This is a genomic window from Mycolicibacterium sp. XJ870 (genome assembly GCF_053483975.1).
Genome location: NZ_JBEFTI010000001.1, coordinates 1,315,368 through 1,342,317, shown reverse-complemented (window position 1 = coordinate 1,342,317; position 26,950 = coordinate 1,315,368). Strand labels below are relative to the sequence as shown.

26 protein-coding genes are annotated in these 26,950 nt (G+C 66.3%); 6 read left to right on the top strand and 20 right to left on the bottom strand.

What is annotated here, in order from left to right; all coding sequences use genetic code 11:
• Window positions 1–10: 10 nt before the first annotated feature.
• The 3 genes from smc to ABQF30_RS06705 are packed head-to-tail and all read right to left on the bottom strand — an operon-like array spanning window position 11 to window position 4,316.
• The gene (smc, locus tag ABQF30_RS06715; RefSeq protein WP_448462004.1) at window positions 11–3,589 is read right to left on the bottom strand and encodes a chromosome segregation protein SMC; all 3,579 of its coding nucleotides are present in this window, start codon (window positions 3,587–3,589) and stop codon (window positions 11–13) included.
• Between the two features lie 26 nt (window positions 3,590–3,615).
• Window positions 3,616–3,912, bottom strand: coding sequence for an acylphosphatase (locus ABQF30_RS06710; RefSeq protein WP_448462003.1), 297 nt, complete (start codon window positions 3,910–3,912; stop codon window positions 3,616–3,618).
• On the bottom strand, window positions 3,909–4,316 hold the full coding sequence (locus ABQF30_RS06705) for an OsmC family protein (protein WP_448462002.1): 408 nt from the start codon (window positions 4,314–4,316) through the stop codon (window positions 3,909–3,911). The genes ABQF30_RS06710 and ABQF30_RS06705 overlap by 4 nt, the downstream gene beginning before the upstream one ends.
• 157 nt (window positions 4,317–4,473) lie before the next feature.
• On the opposite strand from ABQF30_RS06705, the gene ABQF30_RS06700 reads away from it, so the two are divergent.
• Together ABQF30_RS06700 and ABQF30_RS06695 are read left to right on the top strand one after the other, a co-directional pair.
• The gene (locus ABQF30_RS06700) at window positions 4,474–5,142 is read left to right on the top strand and encodes a hypothetical protein (RefSeq protein WP_448462001.1); all 669 of its coding nucleotides are present in this window, start codon (window positions 4,474–4,476) and stop codon (window positions 5,140–5,142) included.
• 101 nt (window positions 5,143–5,243) lie between these two features.
• Window positions 5,244–5,948, top strand: coding sequence for an Rv0361 family membrane protein (locus ABQF30_RS06695; RefSeq protein WP_448462000.1), 705 nt, complete (start codon window positions 5,244–5,246; stop codon window positions 5,946–5,948).
• On the opposite strand, the gene mutM is transcribed toward ABQF30_RS06695, so the two are convergent.
• From mutM to ABQF30_RS06640, 11 genes are all read right to left on the bottom strand, one after another.
• Window positions 5,949–6,803 (bottom strand): bifunctional DNA-formamidopyrimidine glycosylase/DNA-(apurinic or apyrimidinic site) lyase, encoded by an 855-nt coding sequence (mutM, locus tag ABQF30_RS06690; RefSeq protein ID WP_448461999.1) that lies wholly within the window; start codon window positions 6,801–6,803, stop codon window positions 5,949–5,951.
• A gap of 19 nt (window positions 6,804–6,822) precedes the next feature.
• The gene (gene rnc / locus ABQF30_RS06685; RefSeq protein ID WP_448461998.1) at window positions 6,823–7,515 is read right to left on the bottom strand and encodes a ribonuclease III; all 693 of its coding nucleotides are present in this window, start codon (window positions 7,513–7,515) and stop codon (window positions 6,823–6,825) included.
• Window positions 7,512–8,114: a YceD family protein gene (locus ABQF30_RS06680; protein WP_448461997.1), complete on the bottom strand. Its 603-nt coding sequence runs from the start codon at window positions 8,112–8,114 to the stop codon at window positions 7,512–7,514. The genes rnc and ABQF30_RS06680 overlap by 4 nt, the downstream gene beginning before the upstream one ends.
• Window positions 8,115–8,148: 34 nt before the next feature.
• Entirely contained in the window at window positions 8,149–8,886 is a 738-nt protein-coding gene (gene sepIVA / locus ABQF30_RS06675) for a cell division protein SepIVA (RefSeq protein WP_448461996.1), read from the bottom strand.
• A gap of 195 nt (window positions 8,887–9,081) precedes the next feature.
• Window positions 9,082–9,648: a hemerythrin domain-containing protein gene (locus tag ABQF30_RS06670; protein WP_448461995.1), complete on the bottom strand. Its 567-nt coding sequence runs from the start codon at window positions 9,646–9,648 to the stop codon at window positions 9,082–9,084.
• An 84-nt stretch (window positions 9,649–9,732) separates the two neighbouring features.
• The gene (gene coaD, locus ABQF30_RS06665) at window positions 9,733–10,209 is read right to left on the bottom strand and encodes a pantetheine-phosphate adenylyltransferase (RefSeq protein ID WP_448461994.1); all 477 of its coding nucleotides are present in this window, start codon (window positions 10,207–10,209) and stop codon (window positions 9,733–9,735) included.
• A gap of 36 nt (window positions 10,210–10,245) precedes the next feature.
• Window positions 10,246–10,800 (bottom strand): 16S rRNA (guanine(966)-N(2))-methyltransferase RsmD, encoded by a 555-nt coding sequence (gene rsmD / locus ABQF30_RS06660; protein WP_448463508.1) that lies wholly within the window; start codon window positions 10,798–10,800, stop codon window positions 10,246–10,248.
• Window positions 10,797–14,216, bottom strand: coding sequence for a pyruvate carboxylase (locus tag ABQF30_RS06655; RefSeq protein ID WP_448461993.1), 3,420 nt, complete (start codon window positions 14,214–14,216; stop codon window positions 10,797–10,799). The genes rsmD and ABQF30_RS06655 overlap by 4 nt, the downstream gene beginning before the upstream one ends.
• 34 nt (window positions 14,217–14,250) lie before the next feature.
• Window positions 14,251–14,877, bottom strand: coding sequence for a vitamin K epoxide reductase family protein (locus tag ABQF30_RS06650; protein ID WP_448461992.1), 627 nt, complete (start codon window positions 14,875–14,877; stop codon window positions 14,251–14,253).
• The gene (locus ABQF30_RS06645; RefSeq protein ID WP_448461991.1) at window positions 14,874–15,698 is read right to left on the bottom strand and encodes a DsbA family protein; all 825 of its coding nucleotides are present in this window, start codon (window positions 15,696–15,698) and stop codon (window positions 14,874–14,876) included. Before ABQF30_RS06645 ends, ABQF30_RS06650 begins: the two co-directional genes overlap by 4 nt.
• A 33-nt stretch (window positions 15,699–15,731) precedes the next feature.
• Entirely contained in the window at window positions 15,732–16,856 is a 1,125-nt protein-coding gene (locus ABQF30_RS06640) for an alpha/beta hydrolase (protein WP_448461990.1), read from the bottom strand.
• 13 nt (window positions 16,857–16,869) lie between these two features.
• On the opposite strand from ABQF30_RS06640, the gene ABQF30_RS06635 reads away from it, so the two are divergent.
• Both ABQF30_RS06635 and ABQF30_RS06630 read left to right on the top strand, forming a co-directional pair.
• Window positions 16,870–17,697 carry an aldo/keto reductase gene (locus tag ABQF30_RS06635; RefSeq protein WP_448463506.1) on the top strand — a complete coding sequence of 276 codons (828 nt, stop codon included), beginning with the start codon at window positions 16,870–16,872 and terminating at the stop codon, window positions 17,695–17,697.
• 5 nt (window positions 17,698–17,702) lie between these two features.
• The gene (locus ABQF30_RS06630) at window positions 17,703–18,548 is read left to right on the top strand and encodes an aldo/keto reductase (protein WP_448461989.1); all 846 of its coding nucleotides are present in this window, start codon (window positions 17,703–17,705) and stop codon (window positions 18,546–18,548) included.
• 112 nt (window positions 18,549–18,660) lie between these two features.
• Here the strand turns inward: ABQF30_RS06630 and ABQF30_RS06625 are convergent, their stop codons facing one another.
• From ABQF30_RS06625 to ABQF30_RS06615, 3 genes are all read right to left on the bottom strand, one after another.
• A complete protein-coding gene (locus tag ABQF30_RS06625) occupies window positions 18,661–18,999 on the bottom strand; it encodes a DUF4331 family protein (protein ID WP_448461988.1) in 339 nt (112 codons plus the stop codon).
• 102 nt (window positions 19,000–19,101) lie between these two features.
• The gene (locus ABQF30_RS06620) at window positions 19,102–19,602 is read right to left on the bottom strand and encodes a hypothetical protein (RefSeq protein WP_448461987.1); all 501 of its coding nucleotides are present in this window, start codon (window positions 19,600–19,602) and stop codon (window positions 19,102–19,104) included.
• Entirely contained in the window at window positions 19,592–20,017 is a 426-nt protein-coding gene (locus ABQF30_RS06615; RefSeq protein ID WP_448461986.1) for a DoxX family protein, read from the bottom strand. The genes ABQF30_RS06620 and ABQF30_RS06615 overlap by 11 nt, the downstream gene beginning before the upstream one ends.
• Window positions 20,018–20,196: 179 nt before the next feature.
• Between ABQF30_RS06615 and ABQF30_RS06610 the strand changes: the two genes are divergently transcribed.
• Both ABQF30_RS06610 and ABQF30_RS06605 read left to right on the top strand, forming a co-directional pair.
• Entirely contained in the window at window positions 20,197–21,057 is an 861-nt protein-coding gene (locus ABQF30_RS06610; RefSeq protein ID WP_448461985.1) for a DoxX family protein, read from the top strand.
• A 31-nt stretch (window positions 21,058–21,088) separates the two neighbouring features.
• A complete protein-coding gene (locus ABQF30_RS06605; protein ID WP_448461984.1) occupies window positions 21,089–21,955 on the top strand; it encodes a sigma-70 family RNA polymerase sigma factor in 867 nt (288 codons plus the stop codon).
• Between the two features lie 183 nt (window positions 21,956–22,138).
• On the opposite strand, the gene ABQF30_RS06600 is transcribed toward ABQF30_RS06605, so the two are convergent.
• Genes ABQF30_RS06600 through ABQF30_RS06590 form a run of 3 tightly spaced genes read right to left on the bottom strand, consistent with a single transcriptional unit; the run spans window position 22,139 to window position 26,714 of the window.
• Window positions 22,139–22,846: an HNH endonuclease family protein gene (locus tag ABQF30_RS06600; RefSeq protein ID WP_448461983.1), complete on the bottom strand. Its 708-nt coding sequence runs from the start codon at window positions 22,844–22,846 to the stop codon at window positions 22,139–22,141.
• Entirely contained in the window at window positions 22,843–25,077 is a 2,235-nt protein-coding gene (gene recG, locus ABQF30_RS06595; protein WP_448461982.1) for an ATP-dependent DNA helicase RecG, read from the bottom strand. The genes ABQF30_RS06600 and recG overlap by 4 nt, the downstream gene beginning before the upstream one ends.
• The gene (locus tag ABQF30_RS06590) at window positions 25,077–26,714 is read right to left on the bottom strand and encodes a fatty acid kinase ATP-binding subunit FakA (protein WP_448461981.1); all 1,638 of its coding nucleotides are present in this window, start codon (window positions 26,712–26,714) and stop codon (window positions 25,077–25,079) included. The genes recG and ABQF30_RS06590 overlap by 1 nt, the downstream gene beginning before the upstream one ends.
• Between the last annotated feature and the right edge of the window lie 236 nt (window positions 26,715–26,950).

Below are 26,950 nucleotides of genomic sequence, written 5' to 3'. Positions count from 1 at the left end.
GCCGCTGCCCCTACGACACGAGTTCCTGACCGCGCATCCGCTGCGAGATCACCGTGGTGATGCCGTCGCCGCGCATGGTGACGCCGTAGAGCGCGTCGGCGACCTCCATGGTTGCCTTCTGGTGGGTGATGACGATCAGCTGTGACCGTTCCCGCAGCTGCTCGAAGAGGCTGATGAGCCTGCGCAGGTTGACGTCGTCGAGTGCTGCTTCGACTTCGTCCATGACGTAGAACGGCGACGGGCGGGCACGGAAAATGGCCACCAGCATCGCCACCGCGGTCAACGACTTCTCGCCGCCGGACAACAGCGAGAGCCGCTTGATCTTCTTGCCCGGCGGGCGCGCCTCGACCTCGATGCCGGTGGTCAGCATGTCATCGGGGTTGGTCAGCAGCAGTCGACCCTCGCCGCCCGGGAACAGCGTGGCGAACACCTGCTCGAACTCGCGCTCCACATCCACATACGCCTCGGCGAAGACCTGCAGGATGCGGGCGTCGACGTCGGCGATGACGTCGAGCAGATCGTTGCGGGCAGCCTTCACGTCCTCGAGTTGAGTGGACAGGAAGTTGTACCGCTCCTCCAGCGCCGCGAACTCCTCCAGCGCCAACGGATTCACCCGGCCCAACTCGGCCAGCTCTCGCTCGGCCTTCTTGGCACGGCGCTCCTGGGTGGGCCGGTCGAATGGCATCGGGGCCGGCGCGGTGACCTGCTCGCCGCGATCGCGGGCCTGCTCGTACTCGGCCATCTCCAGTTCGGTGGGCGGCAGCGAGACCTGCGGCCCGTACTCGGCGATCAGGTCGGCAGCAGGCATCCCGAACTGCTCGAGCACCTGGGCTTCGAGCTGCTCGATCCGCAGTGACGCTTGCGCTTTGGCCATCTCGTCGCGATGCAGCGCATCGGTCAGTGCATTGATCCGCGCACCGAGTTCGTTGACCTCCTCGCGCGCCTTCGCCAGAGCGGCGACCCGCATCTGACGTTCGGTGGCCAGCTCGTCGCGGGTCCGTCCTGCCACCGCTACGACGGCGCTCAAGCGTTGGGCGACAAGGCGTCCCGACTCGACAACGGCGGCGGCGACTTTCGCGGCATGCTCGCGGGCCTGTTTGGCCCGCTGGGCGCGAACCCGGGCCTCCCGCTCGGCCGCGGCCGCTCGGCGGAGTGAATCCGCCCGTCCACGAACGGCATTCGCCCGTTCTTCGGCGGTGCGCACGGTCAGCCGCGCCTCCACCTCGACGGAGCGGGCCGCTTCAGCGGCCGACACCGACGCCTGCCGGTCGACCGGATCGGTTTCGAACAGTGGGGCCTGCTCGGCGTTGCGCAAGCGGTTCTCGAGTTCGACGAGCTCCTCGACGGTCTTGGTGCGGCCGGTTTCCAGCTCAGCACGCTGCTTGATCAGGCGCTGCCACTCGTCCTTGGCGCCGCGCGCGGCAAGGCCGAGCCGGCCCAGCTGTTCGTAGATCGCCGAGATCGCCGCGTCGGACTCGTTGAGTGCGGCCAGGGCTTGTTCGGCCGCGTCCTGACGAGCGGACTGTTCGGCCAGCGCACCCGAGAGCGCCGCGCCGAGTTCACCGGCCTGTTTCTCGGTGGCCTGCAATTCCGTGCGGGCCTTGTCGATCTCGGAGGAGATTTCCAGGGTGCTGGGCTTGCGGTCGGAGCCGCCGCTGACCCAGCCGGGACCGACCAGGTCGCCTTCGGCGGTGACGGCACGCAGCTCGGGCCGCGCCGACACCAGCCGCAATCCCGCGGACATATCGGGCACCACCGCGACACCGGACAGCATCGCGGTGATCGCACCGCGCAGCCGGTCGGGAACCGAGACCAGTTCGGTCGCCCACGTCGCGCCGTCCGGAAGTGTGACGGCAGGCGACGATCCGTTCGTGCGCCAGTCGCCCAGCACGATGGCCGCCCGGCCACCATCGGATTCCTTCAGGGCGGCAACAGCCGAGGCGGCGGCACCGAAGTTCTCGGCAGCCAAGGCGTCGGCGGCCGCGCCGAGCACCGCGGCCACCGCGACCTCGTGCCCGGGGCGCACCTTGAGGAATTCGCCGATCGTCCCGAAAAGCCCGCCGCCACTGTGGTTCTTCTGCAGCCAGGAAGCACCGTCGCGGCGGTCCAGGCCGACCGACAGCGCTTCGATGCGCGCGAGCAGCGAAGCAACCTGGCGTTCGGCGGCACGTTCCGCCGCCTGCAGTTCGGCGACACGTTCGTCGGCGAGCCGCAATGCGGCCACCGTACGGTCATGGTGGTCGTCAAGCCCCACTTCGCCGGCGTCGAGCTCGCCGACCTGGCCCTCCACGGTTTCGAATTCTGCTTGCGCCCGTTCGGCTTTGGTGGCAGCTTCCTCGATGCCGACCGACAGCCGCAGCACTCCTTCGTCGATCGACTCGACGCGGGTGCGCATGGTGTCGACCTGACCGGCCAGCCGGGCCAGCCCTTCCCGCCGGTCTGCCTCGGCGCGGGCCGCTGCCGTGTGTGCCCGCTCGGCCTCGGCTGCCACCCGTTCCCGCTCGGCAAGCTCGGCGCGGGCGGTCTCCAGAGCGATGCGCGACTCTTCCAGTTCGCCGAGTAGCTCCATTTCGAGCTCGGCGACTTCCTCGGCTTCGGCCTCCAGGGCCTCGGGGTCGCGCCCGCTGGAAACCTCCGGCTCGGAGTCGAGCATCTGGGCCCGGTCGGTGGCGATGCGGACGGTCGCGCTGACCCGCTCGGCCAGCGCCGAGGCCCGGAACCAGGTCTGCTGTGCGGCCTCGGCGCGTTCGGACAACTCCGCGACTGCGGCCTCGTGCGCGCCCAGTTCGAGCGTCGCGGTCTCCAGCCTGGTGGTCACCTCGTCATGCTCGCGACGGAGCGTGGTTTCGGCGTGGTTGGTGTTCTCGAACTCGGCCTGCCGGGTCACCAGATCGTCGGCGGCCAGGCGCAGCCGCGCGTCGCGCAGGTCTGCCTGGATGGTCTGGGCTCGCCGGGCCATCTCCGCCTGCCGGCCCAGCGGCTTGAGCTGGCGGCGCAGTTCGGTGGTCAGATCGTTGAGCCGGGCCAGGTTGGCCGCCATCGAGTCGAGCTTGCGGACCGCCTTTTCCTTGCGCTTGCGGTGTTTGAGCACCCCGGCCGCTTCCTCGATGAAGGCGCGGCGGTCCTCCGGTCGCGATTCCAGGATCTCCGAGAGCTTGCCCTGCCCGACGATCACGTGCATTTCCCGGCCGATGCCCGAATCGGAGAGCAACTCCTGCACGTCCATCAACCGGCAACTGCTGCCATTGATCTCGTACTCGCTGCCGCCGTCGCGGAACATCCGCCGGGTGATCGACACCTCGGAGTACTCGATCGGGAGCGCGTTGTCGGAATTGTCGATGGTCACCGTGACCTCGGCGCGGCCCAACGGCGCCCGCGACGATGTGCCGGCGAAGATGACGTCTTCCATCTTGCCGCCGCGCAGTGACTTGGCGCTGTGCTCGCCCATCACCCAGGTCAGCGCGTCGACCACATTGGATTTGCCGGACCCGTTCGGCCCGACGACGCAGGTGATGCCCGGCTCGAACCGCAGAGTCGTCGGCGCAGCGAAGGACTTGAAGCCCTTCAGCGTCAGACTCTTGAGGTGCACGACGTCAAACCCTACCGCCGAGTCGGCTACCTTTCGCTAAACCCCGCCATCGGGGCGTCGGGTTCTGACCAATCGGCGACGACGTTGTCCACCGAACCTGGGGTTTTACCGCTCTGTAGCAGGTCAAGCAATCGCTGACAGTTCTCGCGGGAGCCCTGGGCCACGACGTGCACGCGGCCGTCGGGCCGGTTCGAAGCAAACCCGGCCAGGCCCAGCTCGAGGGCACGCGACCTGGTCCACCACCGGAACCCCACGCCTTGGACGTGTCCGTGCACCCAGGCACTGAGGCGCACCTGGTCGTTCGGGGGTTCCGGCCCGGTCATTTGGGCGTGACCTCGAACTTCACCTCCGTGCCCGACTTGAGCGTGCGCCCCACCGTGCACACCTGGTCGATGGCGCGTTCGACGACGGTCAGCAGCCTTGCCACCTCGGCTTCGGAAAGCCCGGACAGATCGACCTCGAGCTTTTCCTCCAGCAGCGGGTACCGCTCCTGGTCGCGGTCGGCCAGACCGGAGACCCGGATCGTCGCCGAATAGTCGTCGCCGAGCCGCCGACGCAGCGGCTGATCGCTGGACATCCCGCTGCACGCCGCCAACGCGATCTTCATGAGCTCACCCGGGGTGAACACGCCCTCGACGTCCTCACTGCCGACGAGCACCTCGGCCCCCCGGGCACTGCGTCCGGTGTAGCGGCGCACACCGGTGCGCTCAACCCAAAGTTCGGTCATGGGCTATTTCTACACGCCCCAGCGGACCGATATTCCTGCACCAGAGCCGTTCATGCGGATCCTGACAGCCCCTTGAGCCGTGGTGGTGCACGGATTTGCCGCACCGGATCCCGTTGGCCCGACGATAGACTCGGCGAAGCCGACTTCGAGGAGCTCCGTGACCTACCCGCCCAGCCCGCCGACGGGACCCAACGGCCCTTGGCAGCAGCCATACCCGCAACAGCACGGCGCTCCGCAGCAATATCACCAGCCGTACGGGCCACCGCAATACGGGCCGCCTCCACAGCCGCCATACGGTGCACCCCAGCAGCCTTACAGTTACGGCGCACCCCCGCCGTACCAGCAGCCACAACCGGGCGGCGGGAACGGCAAATGGCTGGCAGTCGGCGGCGCGATCCTGGCCGTGGTTCTGGTCGCCGGCATTGCCATATTCGCCTTCACCCGCGACTCGGAATCCTCGAGCGACACATCGAACGCCTCAGATTCGTCGGCGTCGTCGACCGGGGACACGGCGGACGACGCCGAAAGTGAGATTCGGCAGTACATCGAGGACTTCGAAGCGAATCCCCCGGAAACCTTCCGAGACATGGCTGGGCTCGTCTGCCGCGCGGACGAAGAGCGCGTCAAATCCCTGCCCGCGTACGACGACGATCTGCCTCTACCCGGTCGGGCCGCGGAGGAGGATCCCCTCGACATCATCGATGTCGCGGTCACCGGCAACGCCGCTGTTGTGCGCGGCCGTGAACGCGACAAGCTCATCGAGTTGCACTTCCGCAAGGAGGACGGCGCGTGGAAGATGTGCACGTCCGACGGGCCCGGACGCTGACCACTCCAGTTACCTGAAACAGCAGGCCAGCGCCGCTGGACCGGTTCTTCGGGGGTGCTGGGGATAGACTCGGCGCCATCTGACGTCGTTTGAGGAGCACCGTGACCTATCCCCCGATCCCACCGACGGGTCCCAACGGGCCGTGGCAGCAGCCATACCCGCAGCAGCACGGCGCCCCGCAGCAGTACCCGAACCCGCAACAGCCGCCATATGGCGCACCGGAACAGCCTTACGGACAGCAATACGGCGCGCCGCAGCAGCCGTACGGACAGCAATACGGCGCACCCCAGCAGCCATACGGGATGCCGCAACAGCCTTACGGTTATGGCGCCCCGCAGCAGGGCTATGGATACCCGCCACCGCAGCCCCCGGGCGGCGGGAATCACAAGGGCCTCATCATCGGCGGCGTGGTGGCGGCCGTGTTGGCGCTGATGGTGATCGTCGGCATCGTATTCGTCGTCATGATGCCGTCGAGCGACGAACGGGCAATCGGTCAGTTGTTGAAGGACGCCAACTCCACCACTGACTTCTCCGAGGCGTTGGATCAGTATTTCTGTGCGGGCGACCAGAAGTTGTTCGACCTCTCGGCTCTCGAAGAGCTCGGGATCGACCCGTCGAACCTCGACGACCTGGCGATGGACAAGCCGGACACCTCGGCGACCATCAGTGACATCGAAGTCGACGGTGACACCGCCACCGCCCGCATCGAAAGCGAAACAGGAACCGGCACAATGCATTTCCGTAAGGAAAGCGGCGACTGGAAGATCTGCATGTCCGACTCGCCCAATCTGCCCGGGCTGCCCTGACTAACCGCGCAACCGCGGACGGGGTTGGCACCTCGGACAATAGAACGACGATCGGTTCATGAACTTCTCGCGGCGCATCACCGCGCCGCACCGCCGGCACGGTTCGCCGTCGCGCCCGTAGGCATCCAATGACCGTTCGAAGTAACCGGATTCGCCGTTGACGTTGACGTAGAGCGAATCGAACGAGGTGCCACCCTGGTCCAGCGCTTCGGCCATCACCTCGGCGGCCGCGTCGAGCACCTCCCCCAGCCGCCGGCGCGGCAGTGCTGCGGCAATCCGGGCCCCGTTGACCTGCGCCCGCCACAGCGCCTCGTCGGCGTAGATGTTGCCGATGCCCGAGACCACGGTCTGATCAAGCAGTTGACGCTTGATCTCAGATTGCTTGTGCCGCAAGACCGTCACGACGCTGTCCAGGTCGAAGCGGGGGTCGAGCGGATCCCGCGCCAGGTGCGCCACCGGCTGCGGAACATCGGTGCCGTCCACGGTGACCATCTCCGCCAACTGCCACCCGCCGAAAGTGCGCTGGTCGACGAAACTCATCGCGGTGCCGTCGTCGAGCACCGCGGCGATCCGCAGATGCCGGTCATCGCGAATCGGTCCCAACAGCATCTGGCCACTCATCCCCAGATGCACCACGAGAGCGTCGGTTTCGTCGATCGTCAACCACAGGTACTTGCCCCGGCGGCCGGTTCCGGTGATGTGCGCGTCCAACAACCGGGCGGTCAGATCTGCCGGGCCGGCCTCGTGCCTGCGTACCGCCCGCGGGTGGTGCACGCGCACGGCGGTGATAGACCTGCCCGCGACATGCTCCTGCAGCCCTCGGCGGACGACCTCTACCTCGGGTAGCTCAGGCATAACCGGTCACGCAGCCCGATCAAGCATTGTCGAGCGAGGTCCAGGCGCTGGCCGCCGCTTTGAGCTCGGCCTCTTTCTTCGTCCGGCCGACGCCGCGACCGTATTCGACATCGCCGACCACCACCGCGGCCGAGAACTCCTTGTCGTGGTCGGGACCGGTCGACGTCACCACATACGAGGGCGCGCCCAGGCCACGTGCCGCGGTCAGCTCCTGCAGGCTGCTCTTCCAGTCCAGCCCCGCCCCGAGCGTCGGCGCGGTGTCCAGCAGCTCACCGAACAGCCGCAGGATCACCTCGCGGGCGACACTGAGCCCGTGCTCCACATAGATGGCTCCGAGCAAAGATTCGACACCGTCGGCGAGGATGCTCGACTTGTCGGCGCCGCCCGAAGTCTCCTCGCCCTTACCGAGGAAAAGGTGCGCGCCGAGCCCGCCATCACTGAGTCCGCGACCGACATCGGCCAGCGCCTGGGTATTGACGATGCTCGCCCGCAGTTTCGCCAGATCGCCTTCGGAGCGGTCCGGGTGACGGTGGTACAGCTCCTCGGTGATGGTCAACCCCAGGACTGCGTCGCCCAGGAACTCCAGGCGCTCGTTGGTGGGCAGACCGCCGTTCTCATAGGAATAGCTACGGTGGGTCAACGCCATGGTCAGCAACTCGTCGGACAACGTGATTCCCAGCGCAGCCAACAGCGCTGCATGCGAATCCGTCACTCGTCGCCCCCGGTCCGATCTTCATCGGTCGGCAGCATGGCAGTCAGCTTCGCCCAGCGCGGATCGATCTTGTCGTGGTGATGCCCGGGTTCCGCGGTGGCCAGTGGGATGCCGCAATCCGGACACAGCCCGGCGCAGTCCGGCCGGCACAGCGGGGAAAACGGCAGCGCAAGCACGACGGCGTCGACGATGGGTTGCTCAAGGTCGACGGTGTCGGCACGACGGCCGATGCCGACGCGTGCGATTTCGTCGGACTCGCTGGTCTCGTCGGTCGCACTATCCGGATAGGCGAACAGTTCGGTCAGGTCGATCTCGACTTCGCCGGTGATCGGGGTCAGACACCGCGCGCATTCACCCGCCGTCGGCGCCGACATCGTCCCGGTGACCAGGACCCCTTCGGACACCGATTCCAGACGCAGGTCGAGGTCGAGCGGGGCACCCGCCTCGATTGCGACGAGTTCCAGCCCGATTCGCGTGGGGCTGGGCACCGTCTCGCGGTGGGTCAACATCGAACCCGGCCGCCGGCCAAGTCGGGAGACATCGATCACCAGCGGCGATCGTGACTCGCGGTGTCTTCTCCCGCTCGCATGCGTCGCCATGCAGCAATCCTACGGCGGCGGTGCGGCGCCGATGTCAGCGCGTGGCGTAGTCGTGCGTGCCCGCGGTAGTGCGTAGCTGATGCCGTCCTCGTCCGACCGACCGCAGCGTTCCGTTCAGGAGGTCCTCGAATTCAGAGAGTTTGCTGTCGACGTAGATGTCGCATTCCCCGCGCAACCGATCGGCCTCGGCATGGGCCGCATCGACGAGACGGGTGGCCTCGGCGTTGGCCGTGGCGACGATCTCGGTCTGCGATACCAGTCGTTGCTGTTCCTTGATGCCTTCCTGGATCGCCTTCTCGTAGGAGATGTTGCCGTTCTCGATGAGCCGATCCGCTTCGGCCTTGGCCCTGCCCGTGGCCGCCTCGTACTCGCGCTTTGCTGCGGCCGCCACCCGCGCAGCTTCTTCCCGCGCCTCGCCCACCATGCGCTCGGTGTGCTGACGGGCCTCGGCCACCATGCGGTCGGCCTGCGCCTTGGCATCGGCCAGCAGCCGGTCCGCCTCGCCCCTGGCGTGGTTGAGCATGCCGTCGGCGTCGGCGTTGACCTTCGACATCACCGACTCGGAGTGCTCTTTTGCATCACGCAGTAGCGAATCGCGAGCGTCCAGCACGTCCTGAGCGTCGTCGAGTTCGCCGGGGATGGCGTCCTTGATGTCGTCGATCAGTTCGAGCACGTCACCGCGGGGTACCACACACCCAGCGGTCATCGGCACGCCGCGCGCTTCTTCGACGATCGCGCCGAGCTCGTCGAGCGCTTCAAAAACTCGGTACACGGCAATACCCTCCAGGCGTCGTTGTTAGTGACTAGTGTGCCTGGTGTTACGCCTGTGACTGCGGAGCACGATCGGTGTGTCGCTGCAGGGCCACATCCAGCACATTCGCCTCGCCGCCATTATGTCAGCCGCCCAGCGTTGGCTTGTGTGCGAGATCCCGGCGAAAACCCGCACACAAGCCAACGTTCGACGCTGCTACTTGACGGCTGCACCGATCATGTCGCGGGCGCGGTCCAGCATCGAGGCGAATGGCCCGACCGCGAAGTTCATCTTCGCGGACTCCACTCCCGCGTGCGGGCGGGTGGGTGCGATGGCCTCTGCCGCCTGCACAGCCTTGGCCATCCGCTCCAGGTCGCCGGCGTCGAGCTTGCGTTGCAGCTTGTTGAACTCCTCGTGCTCCTCGTGCTCGGCGTGGTCGATGATGGCCTCGCGGAACTTCGTGAGCTCGGTGATGAACTCCTTGGAGTCGATGTCCATGTTCTCCAGCTGGGACAGCTGTTCCTTGGCCGCGTGCTCCTCGTGCAACCGGGCTTCGACGATTTCGTCACCGTCGGACACGTCGCGGCGGGCCCGCGGGTGCACCACCATTTCCTCGGCGGTCTCGTGTACCGCCAGGAGCTGACGCAGTTCGACGAAAGCCTTCTCGCGGGCCTCGGTGCTGGACGCGGAGAACACCTCCTCGAACAGGTCCTTGATGAGATTGTGCTGGTCCCTTAGGAACTTGACCACGTCGTCGGTGGACTGGACGAATGTGCTCGGCATGAGAAACCTCCGATTGAATCCGGGTTCTACGAATGAGCGCTATGGGCTGTGCGCCATCCGCTGACTACCCGTCGGCGGCCCCAGCTAATCGTTGAGCTTGGCCTGCAGCCGCATGTTGACCGCCTCGGGCAGCAGAGCCGAGACGTCCCCGCCGAGGGTGGCGACTTCTTTTGCCAGCGACGACGACACGAACGAATACTGCGGCCTGGTGGCCACGAAGAACGTGTCCACACCAGCCACATGCTTGTTCATCTGCGCCATCTGCAGTTCGTATTCGAAGTCGGTGCCGGTGCGGAGACCTTTGACGATCGCGGTCAGCCCACGGGACTTGACGAAATCGACCACCAGGCCCTGACCTGATTCCACCCGCAGGTTCGGCAGGTGCGTGGTCGATTCGACGATCATCGAGATCCGCTCGTCGAGGTCGAACATGCCCTTCTTGTTGGGATTCACCAGAACTGCCACGACGACTTCGTCGAACTGCGCGGCCGCGCGCTCGAAAACGTCGACATGACCGAGGGTGACCGGGTCGAAGGAACCGGGGCATACCGCGCCACTCATGGGTGACGACGGTACAGGGGCGTGCAGTCGACGCGGCTACCCAACCTCGGCGAGTTCGACCCGGGTGTCGCCATAGCGGCGTGCGCTCAGCGCGGCCCAGCCCGCAGGCCAGGTCACCGGCTCACTCGTCGCGCGCCGCTCCACCATGATCACCGCACCGGCGCGCACCCAACCACCGTCGGCCAGCGCGGTCAGCATCGCGTCGACCGCGGCGGCGTCGAGGTCGTACGGCGGATCCGCCAACACCAGATCCACCGCGCGACCGGCGCCGGCGGCCAGCACCGATGCGACGCTGCCCCGCCGCACCGTGGCGCCTGCGACACCGAGCGCCGCGATGTTCTTGGTGACGACGGCCGCCGCCCGCTGATCGGCCTCGACAAAGAGTGCCGACGCCGCGCCGCGGGAAAGTGCTTCCAGGCCAAGGGCTCCCGATCCGGCATAGAGATCCAGCACGGCCAACCCGCTGAACTCCAGTCGCGACGCCAGCGCGTTGAACACGGCCTCACGCACTCGATCCGACGTCGGCCGAGTTCCGGTGCGGGGAACCGAGATCCTGCGGCCACCAAGCGTCCCGGCGATGATCCGGGTCAGATTGATCCCCCGGTCGCTGCGCTCCTACCCGCCGAACCGACCACCACCAGGAGGTCTCCGCCCTCGACCTGGGCGGTGGCGGCGACCGCGACTCGGTCGACGGTCCCGGCCTTGGGCGCGGTGATGGCGGCCTCCATCTTCATCGCCTCGATCGTGGCGATGGTCGCACCCGCTTCCACAGCGTCGCCGGCGCTGACGCTTACGGTGACCACCCCGGCGAATGGTGCGGCGACGTGATCGGGATTGGTGCGGTCGGCCTTCTCGGCGGCCGGGACCTCACTGGCGATGCTGCGGTCACGCACCAGCACTGGGCGCAACTGCCCGTTGAGGATGCACATCACCGTACGCATGCCCCGCTCGTCGGCATCCGAGATCGCTTCCAGCCCGATCAGCAACTCCACCCCGCGTTCCAGCGCCACCCGGTGTTCGTCGCCGTGCCGCAGTCCATAGAAGAACTGGTTGGCGCTCAAAGACGAAGTGTCGCCGTAGGTTTCACGGTGGGCGTCGAACTCCGCGGTCGGGCCGGGGAACAGCAACCGGTTGAGCGCAGCTTGGCGCTTGACACCAGGTGCGGCCAGCAACGCCTCGTCTTCGGCCGAGAGGTCTTGGGTCGGCTTGGCCGGACCGCGACCCTCAAGAGCCTTGGTGCGCAACGGTTCAGGCCAGCCGCCCGGCGGATCTCCCAGCTCGCCGCGCAGGAAGCCGATGACACTGTCGGGGATGTCGAACCGGGCCGGGTCAGCGGCGAACTCGTCAGCGGTGATCCCCGCACCGACCAGGGCCAGCGCGAGATCCCCCACCACCTTGCTCGACGGGGTCACCTTCACCAGACGCCCCAGCACGCGGTCGGCCGCTGCGTAATTGGCCTCGATCTCCTCGAACTGGTCCCCCAGTCCCAGCGCGATCGCCTGCTGGCGCAGGTTCGAGAGCTGCCCGCCGGGAATCTCGTGGGAGTACACCCGCCCCGTCGGTGCCGGCAACCCAGATTCGAACGGCGCGTACACCTTTCGCAACGCCTCCCAATAGGGCTCCAGGTCACATACCACAGCCAGCGACAACCCGGTATCACGCTCGGTGTGTGCGGCCGCGGCCACGATCGAGGACAGCGCGGGCTGACTGGTGGTCCCCGCCAGCGGGGCGGCCGCACCATCGACCGCCGACGCACCGGCCTGCCACGCCGCCAGATACGTCGCCAACTGTCCACCCGGGGTGTCATGGGTGTGGACATGCACCGGCAGATCGAACCGGCTGCGCAACGCGCTCACCAACAGATGAGCAGCGTGCGGACGCAGCAACCCGGCCATGTCCTTGATCGCGAGCACATGCGCGCCCGCCTCGACGATCTGGTCGGCCAACTTCAGGTAATAGTCCAGCGTGTAAAGATTCTCGGCCGGATCACTCACGTCGCCGGTGTAGGACATCGCGACTTCGGCCACCGCCGAACCGGTTTCACGCACCGCGTCGATCGCCGGGCGCATCGACTCCACATTGTTGAGCGCGTCGAAAATCCGGAAGATGTCGATGCCCGTGGCCGCCGCCTCCTCCACGAACGCCGACGTCACGATCTGCGGATACGGCGTGTACCCCACCGTGTTGCGGCCCCGCAACAACATCTGCAGGCAGATGTTGGGCATCGCCTCACGCAGCGCGGCCAGCCGCTCCCACGGATCCTCCTTCAAAAACCGCAGCGCCACATCGTAAGTGGCCCCGCCCCAACACTCGATCGACAGCAACTGCGGCATCATCCGCGCCACATACGGCGCCACCTTGAGCAGACCCGTCGTGCGCAACCTCGTCGCCAACAACGACTGGTGCGCATCGCGGAACGTCGTATCGGTGACCCCGACCGCCGGACTGTCACGCAACCACCGCGCAAAGCCCTCCGGACCCAGCTCCACCAGACGCTGCTTGGACCCCGCCGGCGGCGGCGCCGCCAAATCCAGCGCAGGCAGCTTGTCCTGCGGATAAACCGTCGACGGCCGCTCCCCGTTCGGCTTGTTCACCGTGACATCGGCCAGGTAGTTGAGGATCTTGGTTCCCCGATCCGCCGGCGACCGCGAGGTCAGCAACTGCGGCCGGTCATCGATGAACGACGTCGTCACCCGACCGGCCCGGAAATCCGGATCGTCGATCACCGCCTGCAGGAACGGAATGTTCGTCGACACCCCGCGAATGCGGAACTCCGCCAACGCCCGACGCGCCCGCGAAGCCGCCGCCGAAAAGTCGCGCCCCCGACAGGTCAGCTTCACCAACATCGAATCGAAATGCGCGGAAATCTCCGCGCCCAGATTCGTACCACCGTCCAGCCGGATACCCGCCCCACCCGGTGACCGGTAAACCGTGATCCGGCCGGTGTCGGGCCGGAACCCGTTGGCCGGATCCTCCGTGGTGATCCGGCACTGCATCGCCGCGCCCCGCAACACCAGCGTGTCCTGGCTGAGCCCCAGATCGGCCAGCGTCTCCCCCGCAGCGATCCGCAACTGGCTCGACACCAGATCCACATCGGTGATCTCCTCGGTCACCGTGTGCTCGACCTGGATGCGCGGATTGCACTCGATGAACACATGGTGACCACGCTCGTCGAGCAGGAACTCCACCGTGCCGGCACACGAATAACCGATCTGGCGGGCGAACGCCACCGCATCCGCGCAGATCTTCTCGCGCAACTCCTCAGGCAAATTCGGGGCCGGCGCAAGCTCGATGACCTTCTGATGACGCCGCTGCACACTGCAATCCCGCTCAAACAGGTGCATCACGTTGCCCGCACCGTCAGCCAGGATCTGCACCTCGATATGGCGCGGGTTGAGCACCGCCTGCTCCAGATACACCGACGCATCACCGAACGCCGACTCCGCCTCGCGCGAAGCCGCCTCGACCGCCTCAGGCAACCCGTCCCGATCGGTGACGCGGCGCATCCCGCGACCCCCGCCACCCGACACCGCCTTGACGAACAACGGGAACTCCATGTCGGCCGCCGCCGCAATCAACTCCTCAACCGAGGACGACGGCTCAGACGACGCCAACACCGGCAGACCCGCACCACGGGCCGCCGCGATCGCCCGCGACTTGTTGCCGGTCAGCTCCAACACCTGCGCCGACGGCCCCACGAACGTGATACCCGCGGCCGCACACGCAGCAGCCAACTCCGGATTCTCCGAGAGAAATCCATAGCCCGGATACACCGCATCCGCCCCGGCGTGCGCAGCCACCCGGATGATCTCGTCCACAGACAAATACGCCCGCACCGGATGACCGACCTCGCCGATCTGATACGACTCATCAGCCTTCAGACGATGCAGCGAATTCCGATCCTCATACGGATACACCGCCACCGTCGCGATGCCCATCTCGTATGCAGCACGAAACGCACGGATCGCAATTTCGCCACGATTGGCTACAAGCACCTTCGAGATCACGCGTAACCCTAACCGCCAGCTTGTTTCCTGAGTGTTACAACAGTGTTGACCAGTAGTCCCAGAAGCGGACCAGGATCAGCAGGACCAGCGCGGTAAACCACAGCGTCACCAGCGACCACCGCCATTGATAGATGACTCGCGCGACCGGGTTGGCCCCCAGCGGGCGCAGCGCGATCGAACTCACCACCACCAGCAGCGGGATGATGACGGCCCAGACGCCCATGCAGTACGGGCAGAGCGCGCCGATGCGGTACAGGCTCTGGAAGATCAGCCAGTGCACGAATGCAGCACCCAGCAGGCTGCCGACTGCGAGCCCCGACCAGTACCACCTGGGCAGGCGGACATCGGCGACCGCGAGTACACCGGTGACGACGACGAGCGTGAACGCGACGATGCCGATCATCGGGTTCGGGAATCCGAACGCCGAAGCCTGCGGGGTGACCATCACTGAACCGCACGACAACACCGGATTGAGACTGCAGGACGGCACGTAATCCGGGTTGATCAGGATTTCGATCTTCTCGTAGGTCAGCGTCAAGGACGCCGCAAGGCCCACGATCCCGGCGATCAGCACCCACACCGCGCTCGGCCTGCCCACCGCTGGGCCGGCTGACTGTTCGGTCGCCGGTTCAGTGGCCTCAGCCGGTGTGGTGACGGTCATGGCGCAGGTGCGGGAGCGGGAGCGGGTGCAGCCGGTGCGGGGGCAGGTGCGCCGGGCGCGGGCCCGGTTGCGGGTGCGCCGGGGGCCACGGCTTCGAGACCGGGCACATCGCCGACGATCTCCTTGATCTTGTCGACCAGCGCCTGCGGCGTGGTCGCCTCGTAATCCTCACCGTTGATCCGGACCGTGGGCGTGGAGTTGATGTTCGTCGCTTCGGCCATGCCCTGCACCATTTCGACGTAGCGGTCACTGTTGATGCACTCCGGCACCCCACCGGCGGCGCCCGCCTGCCGGGCGAGCTCGATCAACCGGGCGTTGTCGGGGTAGATCCCGCTGCCTTCCGCAGGCTGCAACTCCTTGGAGAACAGCGCCTCGTGGAAGCGGCGGAAGGCGTCGTTGGACTCGTCGGCCACGCAGTACGCCGCTGCACCGGCGCGCGACGAGTAGCCGTTGCCGACCCTGTCGAGGATGGAAACCATGTAGTAGTCGGCGGCCACCGCGCCGGTGTCGATCAGCTTGCGGATGGTGGGGCCGTAGTTGCGTTCGAAGTCCCCGCAGGCCGGGCACAGGAAGTCCTCGTGCAGTGCGAGCACCGCCTTGGGATCCGATGTGCCTTCGTTGGTGATGACCTCGCTCGAGGCCACCCGGACCGCCTTGCCTTCACCACTGCCGGGTTTACTGCTGCCGTTCATGACGATGTACGCCACCAGCGCGACGGCGAACACCACCACCACGGAGGTCAGGCCGATCTGGATCATCAGGTTGCGTCGACGATCGGCTGCCTTCAGGTCGTACTTGGCGGTCTTCTTCGGTTTGGCCACGGATCCAGCGTACCGGCGACGATCCGGGCCACCTCAGCTGTGGCGCAGATGTGCCCGCAGCGCGGAGATCATCGCCGTGGTGGCTGTCGCGCTGCCACCGCCGAGTCCGAAGAAATTGGCGAACGCATGGATCATCGACCGCTCCTCGCGCAGATCGACAAGGACACCGGCGTCCTGCATGGCGCGTGCGTAGCGGTTGCCCTCGTCGCGCAGCGGATCGAATCCGGCGGTGACCACAAGAGCCGGTGGCAACCCGGACAGGTCTTCGGCCAGCATGGGTGACACCGTCGGATCCGCTGCGGTGACATCCGCACCGTCGAGGTAGTGCCCGGCGAACCAGTCCATATCGCGTTTGGTCAGGAAGTAGCCGTCGGAGAACAACGTCCGCGATCGCGTGTCGCTGGACCAGTCGGTGACCGGGTAGAGCAGCAACTGCAGTGCGGGCAACGGCAGTTCGTCGTCACGCGCCCACTGCGACACCACCGCGGCCATATTGCCGCCCGCGCTGTCGCCGCCGACCACGATCCGGGTCGCGCCCAACCCTGACGCGTGGTCGAGCGCCCACTGGTAGGCGGCGTAGGCGTCTTCGGCCGCTGCCGGCGCCTTGTGCTCGGGAGCCAACCGGTAATCGACCGACACCACCTGGACCTCGGCGTCGCGGCAGATCAGCCGACACAGCTTGTCGTGGGTGTCGAGGTCGCCGATCACGAAGCCGCCGCCGTGGAAATACAGCAGCAGGGTGCTCACCGCACCCGTCTCGACCGGCACATACCGCCGCGCGGCCATGGGCCCGGCCGGCCCGGGAATCGAGATCTCGCTCACGTCCACGTGGATACGGCCCGGAATCATCGCCGCGGTTTCGCGCAAGCGCGCCCGCGACGCCGCCACACCCGAAACCGGGCTGAAGTCGGCGACCAGACCGGGCATGCCTGCGGCGCGTTGGGCAGCCAGCATGAACTGCAGCGTGGTGTCCAGGGTGTTGCCGTCGACGGTCACCGATCGCCCGCCCAGCAGGACGCGTTTGCGGCTGTCAGGAATTCGGGGAATGGCGCCCAGGGTGAACTTCGTCGCGCGAATGAGTAACGCGTCCCGGAAAGTCGCCTGGCTGATACCGGGTGGGCCGCCGGTGGCTGGCAAGCCTGGCAGACTTTCGGTCATGGCAGCTCCCTCAGTGAATCCTCGCGTCACGCTGAACGACGGTAATTCGGTACCGCAAGTCGGGTTGGGTGTTTGGCAGACGCCTGCCGAAGACACCGAACGGGCCGTCACTGCCGCACTGCAGGCAGGCTATCGGCACATCGACACCGCCGCCGCGTACCGCAACGAAGTCGAGACGGGCCGGGCCCTGACAAACTCTGGTGTGCCGCGTGAAGACGTCTTCCTCGTGACCAAGCTGTGGAACAGCGATCAGGGGTACGACTCCACCCTGGCCGCATTCGACGCCAGCCTCGACCGGCTCGGGGTCGACTACCTGGACCTCTACCTCATCCACTGGCCGATGCCGGCGAACAACACCTTCATCGACACCTTCAAGGCATTCGCGCACTTGCACGATCAGCAACGCATCCGGTCCATCGGCGTCAGCAATTTCGAACCCGAGCACCTGAAAATGTTGATCGACGCGACGGGCATCGTCCCGGCCGTCAACCAGATCGAACTGCATCCGCTGCTGCCCCAGCGGGAACTGCGAGAGGTGCACGCCAAATTGGGTATCGCCACCGAAGCGTGGAGCCCGTTGGGGCAGGGCTCGCTGCTATCGGATCCAATTGTCACCGGCATCGCCGACCAACATGGAAAAACCCCCGCCCAGGTACTGATTAGGTGGCATATACACCTGGGTAATATCGTCATCCCCAAGTCGGTGAACCCTGAGCGGATTGTGAGCAATTTCGACGTGTTCGATTTCGATCTCAGCGAGCAGGACATGGCGTCCATCGCATCGCTGGAGTCGGGAACACGATTGGGTCCCGATCCTCGAACCTTCAATTTCACAGGGTAGGTGACATGACCCCATCGCACGGGGCGGCGGTTCCGACCGTCACGCTCAACGACGACCATGCGATTCCGGTCGTCGGTCTCGGCGTCGGAGAACTCTCCGACAACGAGGCCGAGCGGGCGGTTTCGGCGGCGTTGGAGGCCGGCTACCGGTTGATCGACACTGCCGCCACCTACGGCAACGAGGCCGGGGTCGGGCGCGCGATCGCCGCCTCCGGCATCCCGCGCGACGAGATTTTCGTCACCACCAAGCTGGCCACCAGCAACCAGGGATTCCAGGCCTCGCAAGACGCAGCACGGGCCAGCGTGGAACGCCTCGGTCTCGATTACGTCGACCTGTACCTCATTCACTGGCCCGGTGGCGACTCCAGCAAATACGTCGACAGCTGGGGCGGTCTGATGAAGGTCAAGGAGGACGGCGTCGCACGCTCGATCGGCGTCTCCAACTTCAGTCCCGACGACCTGTCGACCATCGTCCACCTCACCTTCTTCACCCCCGCGATCAATCAGATCGAACTGCACCCACTGCTCAATCAAGCCGAACTGCGCGCCGCCAACGCCGAACACAACGTCGCCACCGAGGCCTACAGCCCGCTGGGCGTCGGCCGCCTGCTGGAAAACGCGGCCATCACCGGCATTGCCGCTGCGCACGACAGGACCCCGGCGCAGGTGCTGATCCGGTGGAGCATCCAACTGGGCAACATCGTGATCTCACGGTCGGCCAACCCGGAGCGGATCGCCTCGAACCTCGACGTATTCGGCTTCGAGCTCACCGACGACGAGATGGCCACCCTCAACAGCCTCGACGAGGGCACCCGGTTCCGGCCGGACCCCGCCACCTACACGGGCACCTAGACCCGCGAGCAGACGCCAAAGCCCCCGAAATCAACGGTTTTCGGGGGCTTTAGCGTCTGCTCGCCGAGGGAACTCACGGCGGTGACGGTCCCAACACCGCCGCGTCCGTCGTTCATTGCGCGATCACGTGCCCGGACGCGCCGGTGACAGTGTCGTCGCCGGTGGCATGCCGAACATCGAAGCGCTGCGCATGCCCATTGCCACTCGGAACGTGGACCAGCTCACCGAATCGAACTTTGAGGCACACGTCCTCTCGGTTGTCCCCGTCGGTGTCGAAGCGGAACGCGGACAAGGCTTCATCGCGGAACGGCGCGGCGGTGTCGCTTGTGGCTGTCGGATTGACAGTCATCGCCATCACCGTTGTGTCGGGTGTGCCGGCGAACAGATAGAAATCGCACAGGTTCAGCCGGGGATCTTCGCGCGCCGTCGGTGTGTCGAAGTGATGGGACACAGTGAGCACCTCCGCGAATCACGTTTCGGCGCGGCAATCGCGACCCGCGTCTACCACCGTGCGCTCTTGGACACGCGGAGGTCAATCCTGCGGCCCGGGGCGTCAGGGTTCACGGGCTGACACCTTGGGGCCTCCGCGGGCGCACAGCCGGTCCAGGCTCAGGACATATCCGCGCTCCGGAGACTGCGACAGCAGCAACGCTGCGGCGGCGGCACTGAACACGGACGCGCTCAACGGTGCCTCGAAACCGGAGAAGACGAACATCGACACTCCGAAGATCGTGAGCAGTACGGCGCTCGCCACGGCCGACCATCGCAGGGCGACTCCAAGCAGCAGTGTAAGGCCCAGTATCAGTTCGACCGCTGTGGCAGCCCAGCCCGCGACATCGACGAGACTGCCCGACAGATAGGGGGCGAGGTCGTTCAGGTACTCCAGAAAGGCGTCGAAACCACCCCAGGACACATTGCCGGTACCGGCGGCGCCCCAGAAGCCAAAACGATCGGCCACGGCGGACAAGAAGCCCGTAGCCAGCGCCACTCTGGCGAAAACCGTTGCCACAGGCCATAGTCGCCGCGTATCGACGAACGGCTTCTCAAGCGTCATGCTGCCGCCGCAGCCGCAGTTCGTTCCGGGTCGCAGGCCGCGAGAACCAGGCGATGGCCATGATCAACGCGAGGTTGACGGGAGCCATCACGCTCTCGCGGAACGGATCCTGATTGATCAGATGCGTCGCGACCGCTCCGATCAGGATGGTTGCCAGCAGTGTGGCGCCGAGGAACCGCCGATGCGGGGTGAGCAGCAGAGCGGCGCCCACCAACTCACCGCTCCCAACAAGAAAACGGAACCAGGCCGGATAGCCCCAGTCCACAAATTTCTCTGAATGTGGTGGGCCGAAGAATGTTTCGCCCGGCAGAAATTTGGTGACGGCGCCAAACACGAACGCTACGGCCAGCAGCCAGCACAGGCTGGTGAGCAGCCGACGTTGCCAACGGTGCGCGAGCCTGCCGGTCGTATCCACCCCTCTTCCGGACTGTCTGACCAACATCGTTTTCTTACTCATGCCGCTGTCCTCCTGAGTCGGGTGCATACCTATGACTGATCGCGACGTGAAAATGTGACCGCCGGTCACATTCCGCTGTCGGGTTCGGTCATATCCGTGACATATCAACCGCACTCATGTGACTGGGACGGACAACCATGCCACTACTTCTGCGTTCCGCCGGCAACCTCCGGTTGAGATCGACCATCTACTCGTTGACGACGTTGATCATCGTCACGGAATCCGCAGTGGGCGGGGTGTGGGACATCGTGCGGATCGATTACGTCCGCGATGTCGTGGAACAGCAGCTTGGATACCCGGGCCATCTGTTGATGATCATCGGCGTATGCAAGATTGCTGGCGCGATCATCCTGCTGATACCGAAAGTTCCACGGCTCAAGGAGTGGGCCTACGCCGGAGTGTTCTTCATCTATAGCGGCGCGATCATCTCCCACCTCGCGGTTGGCGACGTGGAGGGCGCCATCGGGCCGGGCGGACTCACCGTCATCACCATGACGTCTTGGGCCCTGCGGCCAGACGCGCGCCGGGAGGTCACGGCGAGCCTCTCGACCATCTCCAGCTGGATCATTGGCACCACGAGAAGCAAGGCCGTTGTCGTCGGGTACTGGGCGACGACGGGGGTCATCGCGGTCGTGCTGTTGGCCGGAGGCCTCGCCGACGTACTACGACGGCCAGAAACGGCCGATGGTATGCAGCAGCTCGGATACCCGTTGTACTTCGTGTCCCTCCTGGGCACTTGGAAACTGTTGGGCGCCATAGCAATCCTGGCGCCACGGTTTCCACGCCTGAAAGAGTGGGCCTACGCTGGGGCGTTCTACGACTTCGCCGGCGCGTGCACCTCCCACCTGATATCAGGCTCGCCCGTCAACCACGCCGTAGTACCAGGAATCTTCGCCGCCTGCACGATCGCGTCCTGGGCCATGCGCCCCCATGACCGCGCACTCAGACCCCTTGCGCCGATAGGGCGGACACACCAACCGGAATCTATCGGTCATTGATATGACAGAGACCGACGAGAGAATGTGACCAATGGACGATCACGACTGGCTGGCGGCGCGGTTCGAAGACAACCGCCCACACCTGCGCTCTTTGGCGTATCGGATGCTCGGCTCTGCAGAGGAGGCCGAGGACGCCGTGCAGGAGGCGTGGTTTCGGCTGTCCCGTACCGACTCCGGCGCGGTCGAGAACCTCGGTGGATGGCTAACGACGGTAGTCGCACGGCTGTGCCTGAATATCTTGCAGTCCCGCCGATCTCGTCCCGAACTGTCCTACGACGATGCCGGCCTCGACCATCCGGCGCCCGTCGAAGGCGGCGGCGACCCCGAACATGAAGCGCTTGTGGCTGATGCGATCGGGCCGGCGCTGCTCGTGGTGCTCGACACCCTCGATCCAGCGGAGCGACTGGCATTTGTACTCCACGACATGTTCGCGGTGCCGTTCGACGACATCGCGACTGTCGTCGGGCGTTCACCCGCGGCGGCCCGTCAATTGGCCAGCCGGGCCCGGCGCCGCGTCCAGGGTGTTTCGGCGCCCGCGGGACCCGCCGAACGTCAGCACGAGATCGTCGAGGCATTTCTCGCCGCGTCGCGGACCGGCGACTTCGCCGCACTGTTGGCGCTATTGGACCCGGACGTGGTGCTGCGCGCGGACGCTGCCGCAGTGCGGATGGGCGCCACCGTCGTTGCTCACGGCCCCGCGGCTGTCGCCGAAACCTTCACCGGGCGGGCACAGGGCGCGCGGCTGGCCACAATCGACGGCCTGCCGGGCTTGGCATGGTCGGTCGGCGGGCAAGTACGTGTGGCATTCGATTTCACAGTCCGCGATGGAGTCGTTGCAGCGATCGATTTACTCGCCGACCCCGATCTGCTCGCCGAACTGGATCTCGTCTTCAGCTGACGCCTGGCCTACGCCCCGCAACCAGCTATCCGGGGGCTGCGCCCCGTGGTGGGGAATGAAAATCGTGTCGAGTGTGCGGTTTCATACGTGACTCGCCGATGCGCGCGTATGAAACCGCACACTCGCGGTGACCGCCTCGCGCATCAGCGTGTGTCCAGGGCATTCGGTCTATTTTCGAGGGACTCAACCCGTCGGGCACGTCCCGGTGGCTTCACGCAGCACCGCTGCGGACGGCGCGTCGACCGGGAGCGCGTAGCCCCGCAGCACCTCGACGAACTGCACCGCGTACTGACACCAGAACGCCCGGTTGGGCGGCATCCAGTGGGCGGGCTCTTGATCGCCCTTGTCCTGGTTGGCTTTACCCTGAACCGCGAGCAGATTGGCGGGATCGTTGGCGAACCGCAACCGCAGATCGTCGGGCCAGCTGCGCGCGCCCAGATCCCAGGCGAGCGCCAGCGGCACGATGTGGTCGATCTGGACTGCCGCGCCGGTCTGATTGCCACGCACGAACGCAACGACGGCGTTCGTGTACGGGTCGTGCAGCTTGCCGGTGGCAACGGCGTTGGGGCAACGCTTGATCGCCACGATGGTCTTGTCGACAAGGTCCCGGTTGAGGATGTCGTTGCGGGTGTCGCAACCGTTGTGGCCGCCGGGTGCGCCATTGTCGTCATCCCAGGAGTCGCCGAACGCCGCGCGGCGATAATCACCGCCACGCAACCGGACCGGAATCTCGGCCAGCCCGGCCAGCGGATCGATACCCGGTGCCACCGTGGGAGTTTGGGCTTGAGCGGCGAACCGCGCGGTGCGCTGACTGGACATCGTCACCTGGACGGCCACCACAACGGCCAGGACGACGACGACAGCCATCCACCACACCGTACGGCGGGTCATGCCTTGTCCAGGTACTCGACGCGATCGGTTTCGACGAATTGCGCTGCCAGCAGGGCCATCCCGGGATGGTGCTGGTTCTGCTCGTACATCGACTCACAGTACGCGCGCGCCTCGGTGATCACGTCCAGATGCTCGGCCAGCGAAAGGAAGCGCAGATTGATGGTGCGGCCGGATTGGTTGAGGCCCAACACATCCCCCTCACGCCGTTCCTGGAGGTCGAGGTCGGCGAGGGCGAAGCCGTCCAGCGTGGCAGCGACGGCCTTGATGCGCTCCCCCGCCTTGGAGGTCTCGGGCAGCCGGGTGGCCAGCAGGCACAGGCTGGGATGCTGGCCGCGGCCGATCCGGCCACGGAGCTGATGCAACTGGCTGATGCCGAACCGGTCGGCGTCCATCACCACCATCACGGTCGCGTTGGGCACGTCCACACCGACCTCGATCACCGTGGTGCACACCAGGACATCGATCTCGCCGGCCCGAAACGCGGTCATCACCGTGTCCTTCTCGTCCCCGGACAACCGGCCGTGCATGAGGCCGAGCCGCAGCCCCGACAACGGGCCGCCATTCAACCGGTCGAACAGTTCGAGAACCGTGACGGGCGGCGGACCACCCTGCTGCTTGCCGTTGCTGTCTTTCTTGTCGTCTTCGTCGATCCGCGACGCCACGACGTAAGCCTGCCGGCCTGCTGCGACCTCCTCACGCACGCGGGTCCAGGCTCGGTCCAGCCAGGCGGGTTTCTGCGTCACGAAAATGGTGTTCGTGGTGATGGGTTGACGGCCGCGGGGCAGCTCACGCAGCGTCGAGGTCTCCAGATCGCCGAAGACCGTGAGCGCGACGGTGCGCGGAATCGGCGTGGCCGTCATCACCAGCAGATGTGGCGTCAACCCGCCGCGGGCCTTGGCGCGCAGCGTATCTCGCTGCTCGACACCGAATCGGTGCTGCTCGTCGACCACCACCATGCCCAGGTTGTGAAACTCCACGGCTTCCTGCAGCAGCGCGTGGGTGCCGATCACGATGCCCGCCTCACCGGAGGCCACCTCGTCACGCACCTGCCGCTTCTGCTGCGGTGTCATGGAACCGGTCAGCAGTGCGATCCGTGTGCCATGCTCGGCTCCGCCGAGTTGCCCGGCCATGGCCAGCGGACCAAGGACGTCGCGCACCGATCGGGCATGTTGGGCAGCAAGCACTTCCGTGGGCGCCAACAGCGCGCACTGGTAACCGGCGTCAACCATCTGCAACATGGCCAGCACCGAGACGATGGTCTTACCGGAACCGACCTCACCCTGCAGCATCCGGTTCATCGGCCGCGTCGAGGCGAGTTCGGTGGAGATCACGTCGAGCACCTCGCGCTGACCCGCGGTCAGCTCGAACGGTAACCGGTGCTCCATCGCGGCGGCCAGGCCGTCATCGGTGCGCGGTGCCGACGGGCCCGACTCGCTGAGCTCGCCGTACCGGCGGGCGACCAGCCCCCACTGGAGGCCCATAGCCTCGTCGTAGGTGAGGCGTTCGGCGGCCCGGTCGCGCTGCACCGAGTTCTCGGCCAGATGGATCGCCCGCAACGCCTCGTCTTCCGACATCAGATTATGTTGGCGGACAAAGGCTTCCGGTAGCGGATCAGCTACTGGGTCGAGGACGTCGAGCACCTGCCGCACGCACGTGTAGATGTCCCAACTCTGCACCTTCGCCGAGGCCGGATAGATCGGGAAGAACTCCTTCTCGAATTCGGCCAACATGTCCTCGCCGGTGGCACCGGACGCCGTCGCGATGCTCGTCAGCGACTTGGTGCCGATCTGCTTTCCGGCGGGTGCATTGAGCACCAGGAATGCCGGATGGTTCAGCTGTAGCGTGTTGCGGAAGTACTTGACTTCGCCGGAGATCATCAACCGGGTGTCCTTGACCAACTTGCCGATCAGGTAGTCGGCGTTGAAGAAGGTCGCCGTCACCTCGGGCCGGCGGTCGCCGAGCGTCACCCGCAAGTACTTGCGTTGGCGCTTGCCGGGCTGGCTGCGCATGGGCTTGGCTTCGGCGTCGGTGATCACGTCGATGAACGTGACGTGTTCACCCTCTTCGAGATCGAGCGTCTCGCCCTCGCCGCGCACCGTCATTCCGTCGCTGTATTTGCGGGGGTAGTGCCGCAGCAGATCGTTGACGGTGCGGATGCCGAAGTGCTCATCGAGCGGACGGGCCGCCTTGGCCCCGATCACCATGTCGAGCCGCTCGGAAAGACCGACCACTACTCCACCCCGATCAGCAGTGCGTCGCCACGGTGGCCGGTGTGATACGTCACCAGTTCCGCGCCCAGGTGTTCCCGGTGTACGTGGTCCCGCAGCGCCTCCCCCACCTTCGGGTCGACGCCGTCTCCGGTCAACACCGTGATCAGCTCGCCGCCGGCCACCAGCAGCAGATCGATGAGCCCAGCGGCAGCGGCGGTGATATCGGACCCGACGATGAGGACCTCGTCTCCGGCGATGCCCAGGCCGTCACCGGGTTTGCAGGTGCCGGCCCACGTCAGTGCCTCCTCGGTGGCCAGCCGCACCGAACCGTGCCGTGCCCCGGCTGCAGCGCGCGCCATCGTGTATCCGTCATCGACCGCCTGACGGCCTTCGTCGTGCACGGCCAACGCCGCCAAGCCCTGCACCATCGACCCGGCAGGAACCGGCACCACGTCGATGCCCCAGCCGATCGCCGCCGTGCATCCGGCCACGAGTTCCTCGGCTGCCACGTATCCATTGGGCAACACCATGACTTGCGCGGCGCCGACGTCCACCAGGGCACGCAGCAGGTGCTTTGCACTGACCGGCTCGCCATCCTCGGGACGCAGCACATGCGCACCCTCGCCGGCGAACAACTCGGCGCCGCCGTCGCCGTCCACGACTGCCAGCACCGCCCGCTCCCGCGCCCATCCGCCGACCGGTCGTGCGCCGGGCGCACCGATCAGCGCAGTGATCTGAATACGCCGCAGCGTGCCGGTCGCCAGGCCCGCCTCGACCGCTGCGCCGGCATCGTCGACGTGCACGTGCACGGAGTACTGGTCACTGCCCGACGCGGCGATCGCGACCGACTCACCCAACTGCTCAAGACCGGCCCGCAGCTGCTCCACGGCGTCGGCCCCACACCCGCTCAGCAGATACATGACCTCGAACTGCGGGGGCACCGGCCGGGTCGTGTGCCGGGTTGCCGTCGATGACGCCTGCGGCGGTGACGGTGTGTAGGCCGGCCGGCGTGGGGCGTCACCGACAATCGTGGCGGTCATCGCGTCGAGAAGGACAAGGAGTCCGCGACCACCGGAATCGACCACCCCGTGCTCGGCCAGGACCTCGAGCTGGTGCGGCGTCTCATCTAGGGCTTCGGCTGCGGCATCGGCGGCGCGTGCGGCGACCTCGGCGAGATCGGCCCCACCGGACGCGCAGTTCTCGGCGGCGACGGCCGCGGCCTGCAGCACCGACACGATGGTTCCGGACACCGGCTCGCCCATCGATGTGGCGACCAACGCGACGGCATGCCGCAGCGCCGCTGCGTACAAGGTTCCGGTCACCTCGGCCAGATCGCCGTCACGCTGCGCCGCGGCCGACGTGACAACCTCCGCGAGACCCAGCAGGATCTGCGACAAGATCACCCCGGAGTTACCCCGCGCCCCCTGCAGCGCACCGGCGGCCAGCGCGCTCGCCACCTGAGCGACGTCGGCGTCCCGCTCGGAGTCGACCTGAGCCCATGCCGAACGCATGGTGAACAGCATGTTTGTGCCGGTATCGGCATCGGCGACCGGGAACACGTTGAGCCGATTGATCTCGTCGGTGTGGGTGATCAGATCGTCGACAGCGGCGTGGGCCCAATCCCGCAAGGCGGAGGCGTCGAGCCGCCGAGCAAGCATCGGACCTCCAAATTTCACCCGAATCCCCATAGCGCGATGTGGGCGCCAGCCTAACCAGTCACGGCGACAAACCCGATCAGACCACGGCCGCCTGTGCACAACCTGATGTGGAGTTCAGGGGCGGTTTTGGCGATAACCTGCCCGGCCGGTATTCTGTTCAGGTTGTCGGGTTGAGCCGCGCCGGTCTGCGGCGGACAGGCCCCAGACCCCAAGTACTGATTTCGAGGAGTTGTTGA

Excerpts from the sequence above, each read along its gene's own strand:
- ABQF30_RS06630 (WP_448461989.1), top strand. The coding sequence starts at position 17,703 with ATGACCCCATCGCACGGGGCGGCGGTTCCGACCGTCACGCTCAACGAC.
- ABQF30_RS06620 (WP_448461987.1), bottom strand. The coding sequence starts at position 19,602 with ATGACGCTTGAGAAGCCGTTCGTCGATACGCGGCGACTATGGCCTGTG.
- ABQF30_RS06610 (WP_448461985.1), top strand. The coding sequence starts at position 20,197 with ATGCCACTACTTCTGCGTTCCGCCGGCAACCTCCGGTTGAGATCGACC.
- ABQF30_RS06670 (WP_448461995.1), bottom strand. The coding sequence starts at position 9,648 with ATGCCGAGCACATTCGTCCAGTCCACCGACGACGTGGTCAAGTTCCTA.
- ABQF30_RS06600 (WP_448461983.1), bottom strand. The coding sequence starts at position 22,846 with ATGACCCGCCGTACGGTGTGGTGGATGGCTGTCGTCGTCGTCCTGGCC.
- ABQF30_RS06605 (WP_448461984.1), top strand. The coding sequence starts at position 21,089 with ATGGACGATCACGACTGGCTGGCGGCGCGGTTCGAAGACAACCGCCCA.
- ABQF30_RS06640 (WP_448461990.1), bottom strand. The coding sequence starts at position 16,856 with ATGACCGAAAGTCTGCCAGGCTTGCCAGCCACCGGCGGCCCACCCGGT.
- ABQF30_RS06705 (WP_448462002.1), bottom strand. The coding sequence starts at position 4,316 with ATGACCGAACTTTGGGTTGAGCGCACCGGTGTGCGCCGCTACACCGGA.
- ABQF30_RS06710 (WP_448462003.1), bottom strand. The coding sequence starts at position 3,912 with ATGACCGGGCCGGAACCCCCGAACGACCAGGTGCGCCTCAGTGCCTGG.
- coaD (WP_448461994.1), bottom strand. The coding sequence starts at position 10,209 with ATGAGTGGCGCGGTATGCCCCGGTTCCTTCGACCCGGTCACCCTCGGT.
- ABQF30_RS06680 (WP_448461997.1), bottom strand. The coding sequence starts at position 8,114 with ATGGCGACGCATGCGAGCGGGAGAAGACACCGCGAGTCACGATCGCCG.
- ABQF30_RS06590 (WP_448461981.1), bottom strand. The coding sequence starts at position 26,714 with ATGCTTGCTCGGCGGCTCGACGCCTCCGCCTTGCGGGATTGGGCCCAC.
- ABQF30_RS06650 (WP_448461992.1), bottom strand. The coding sequence starts at position 14,877 with ATGACCGTCACCACACCGGCTGAGGCCACTGAACCGGCGACCGAACAG.
- mutM (WP_448461999.1), bottom strand. The coding sequence starts at position 6,803 with ATGCCTGAGCTACCCGAGGTAGAGGTCGTCCGCCGAGGGCTGCAGGAG.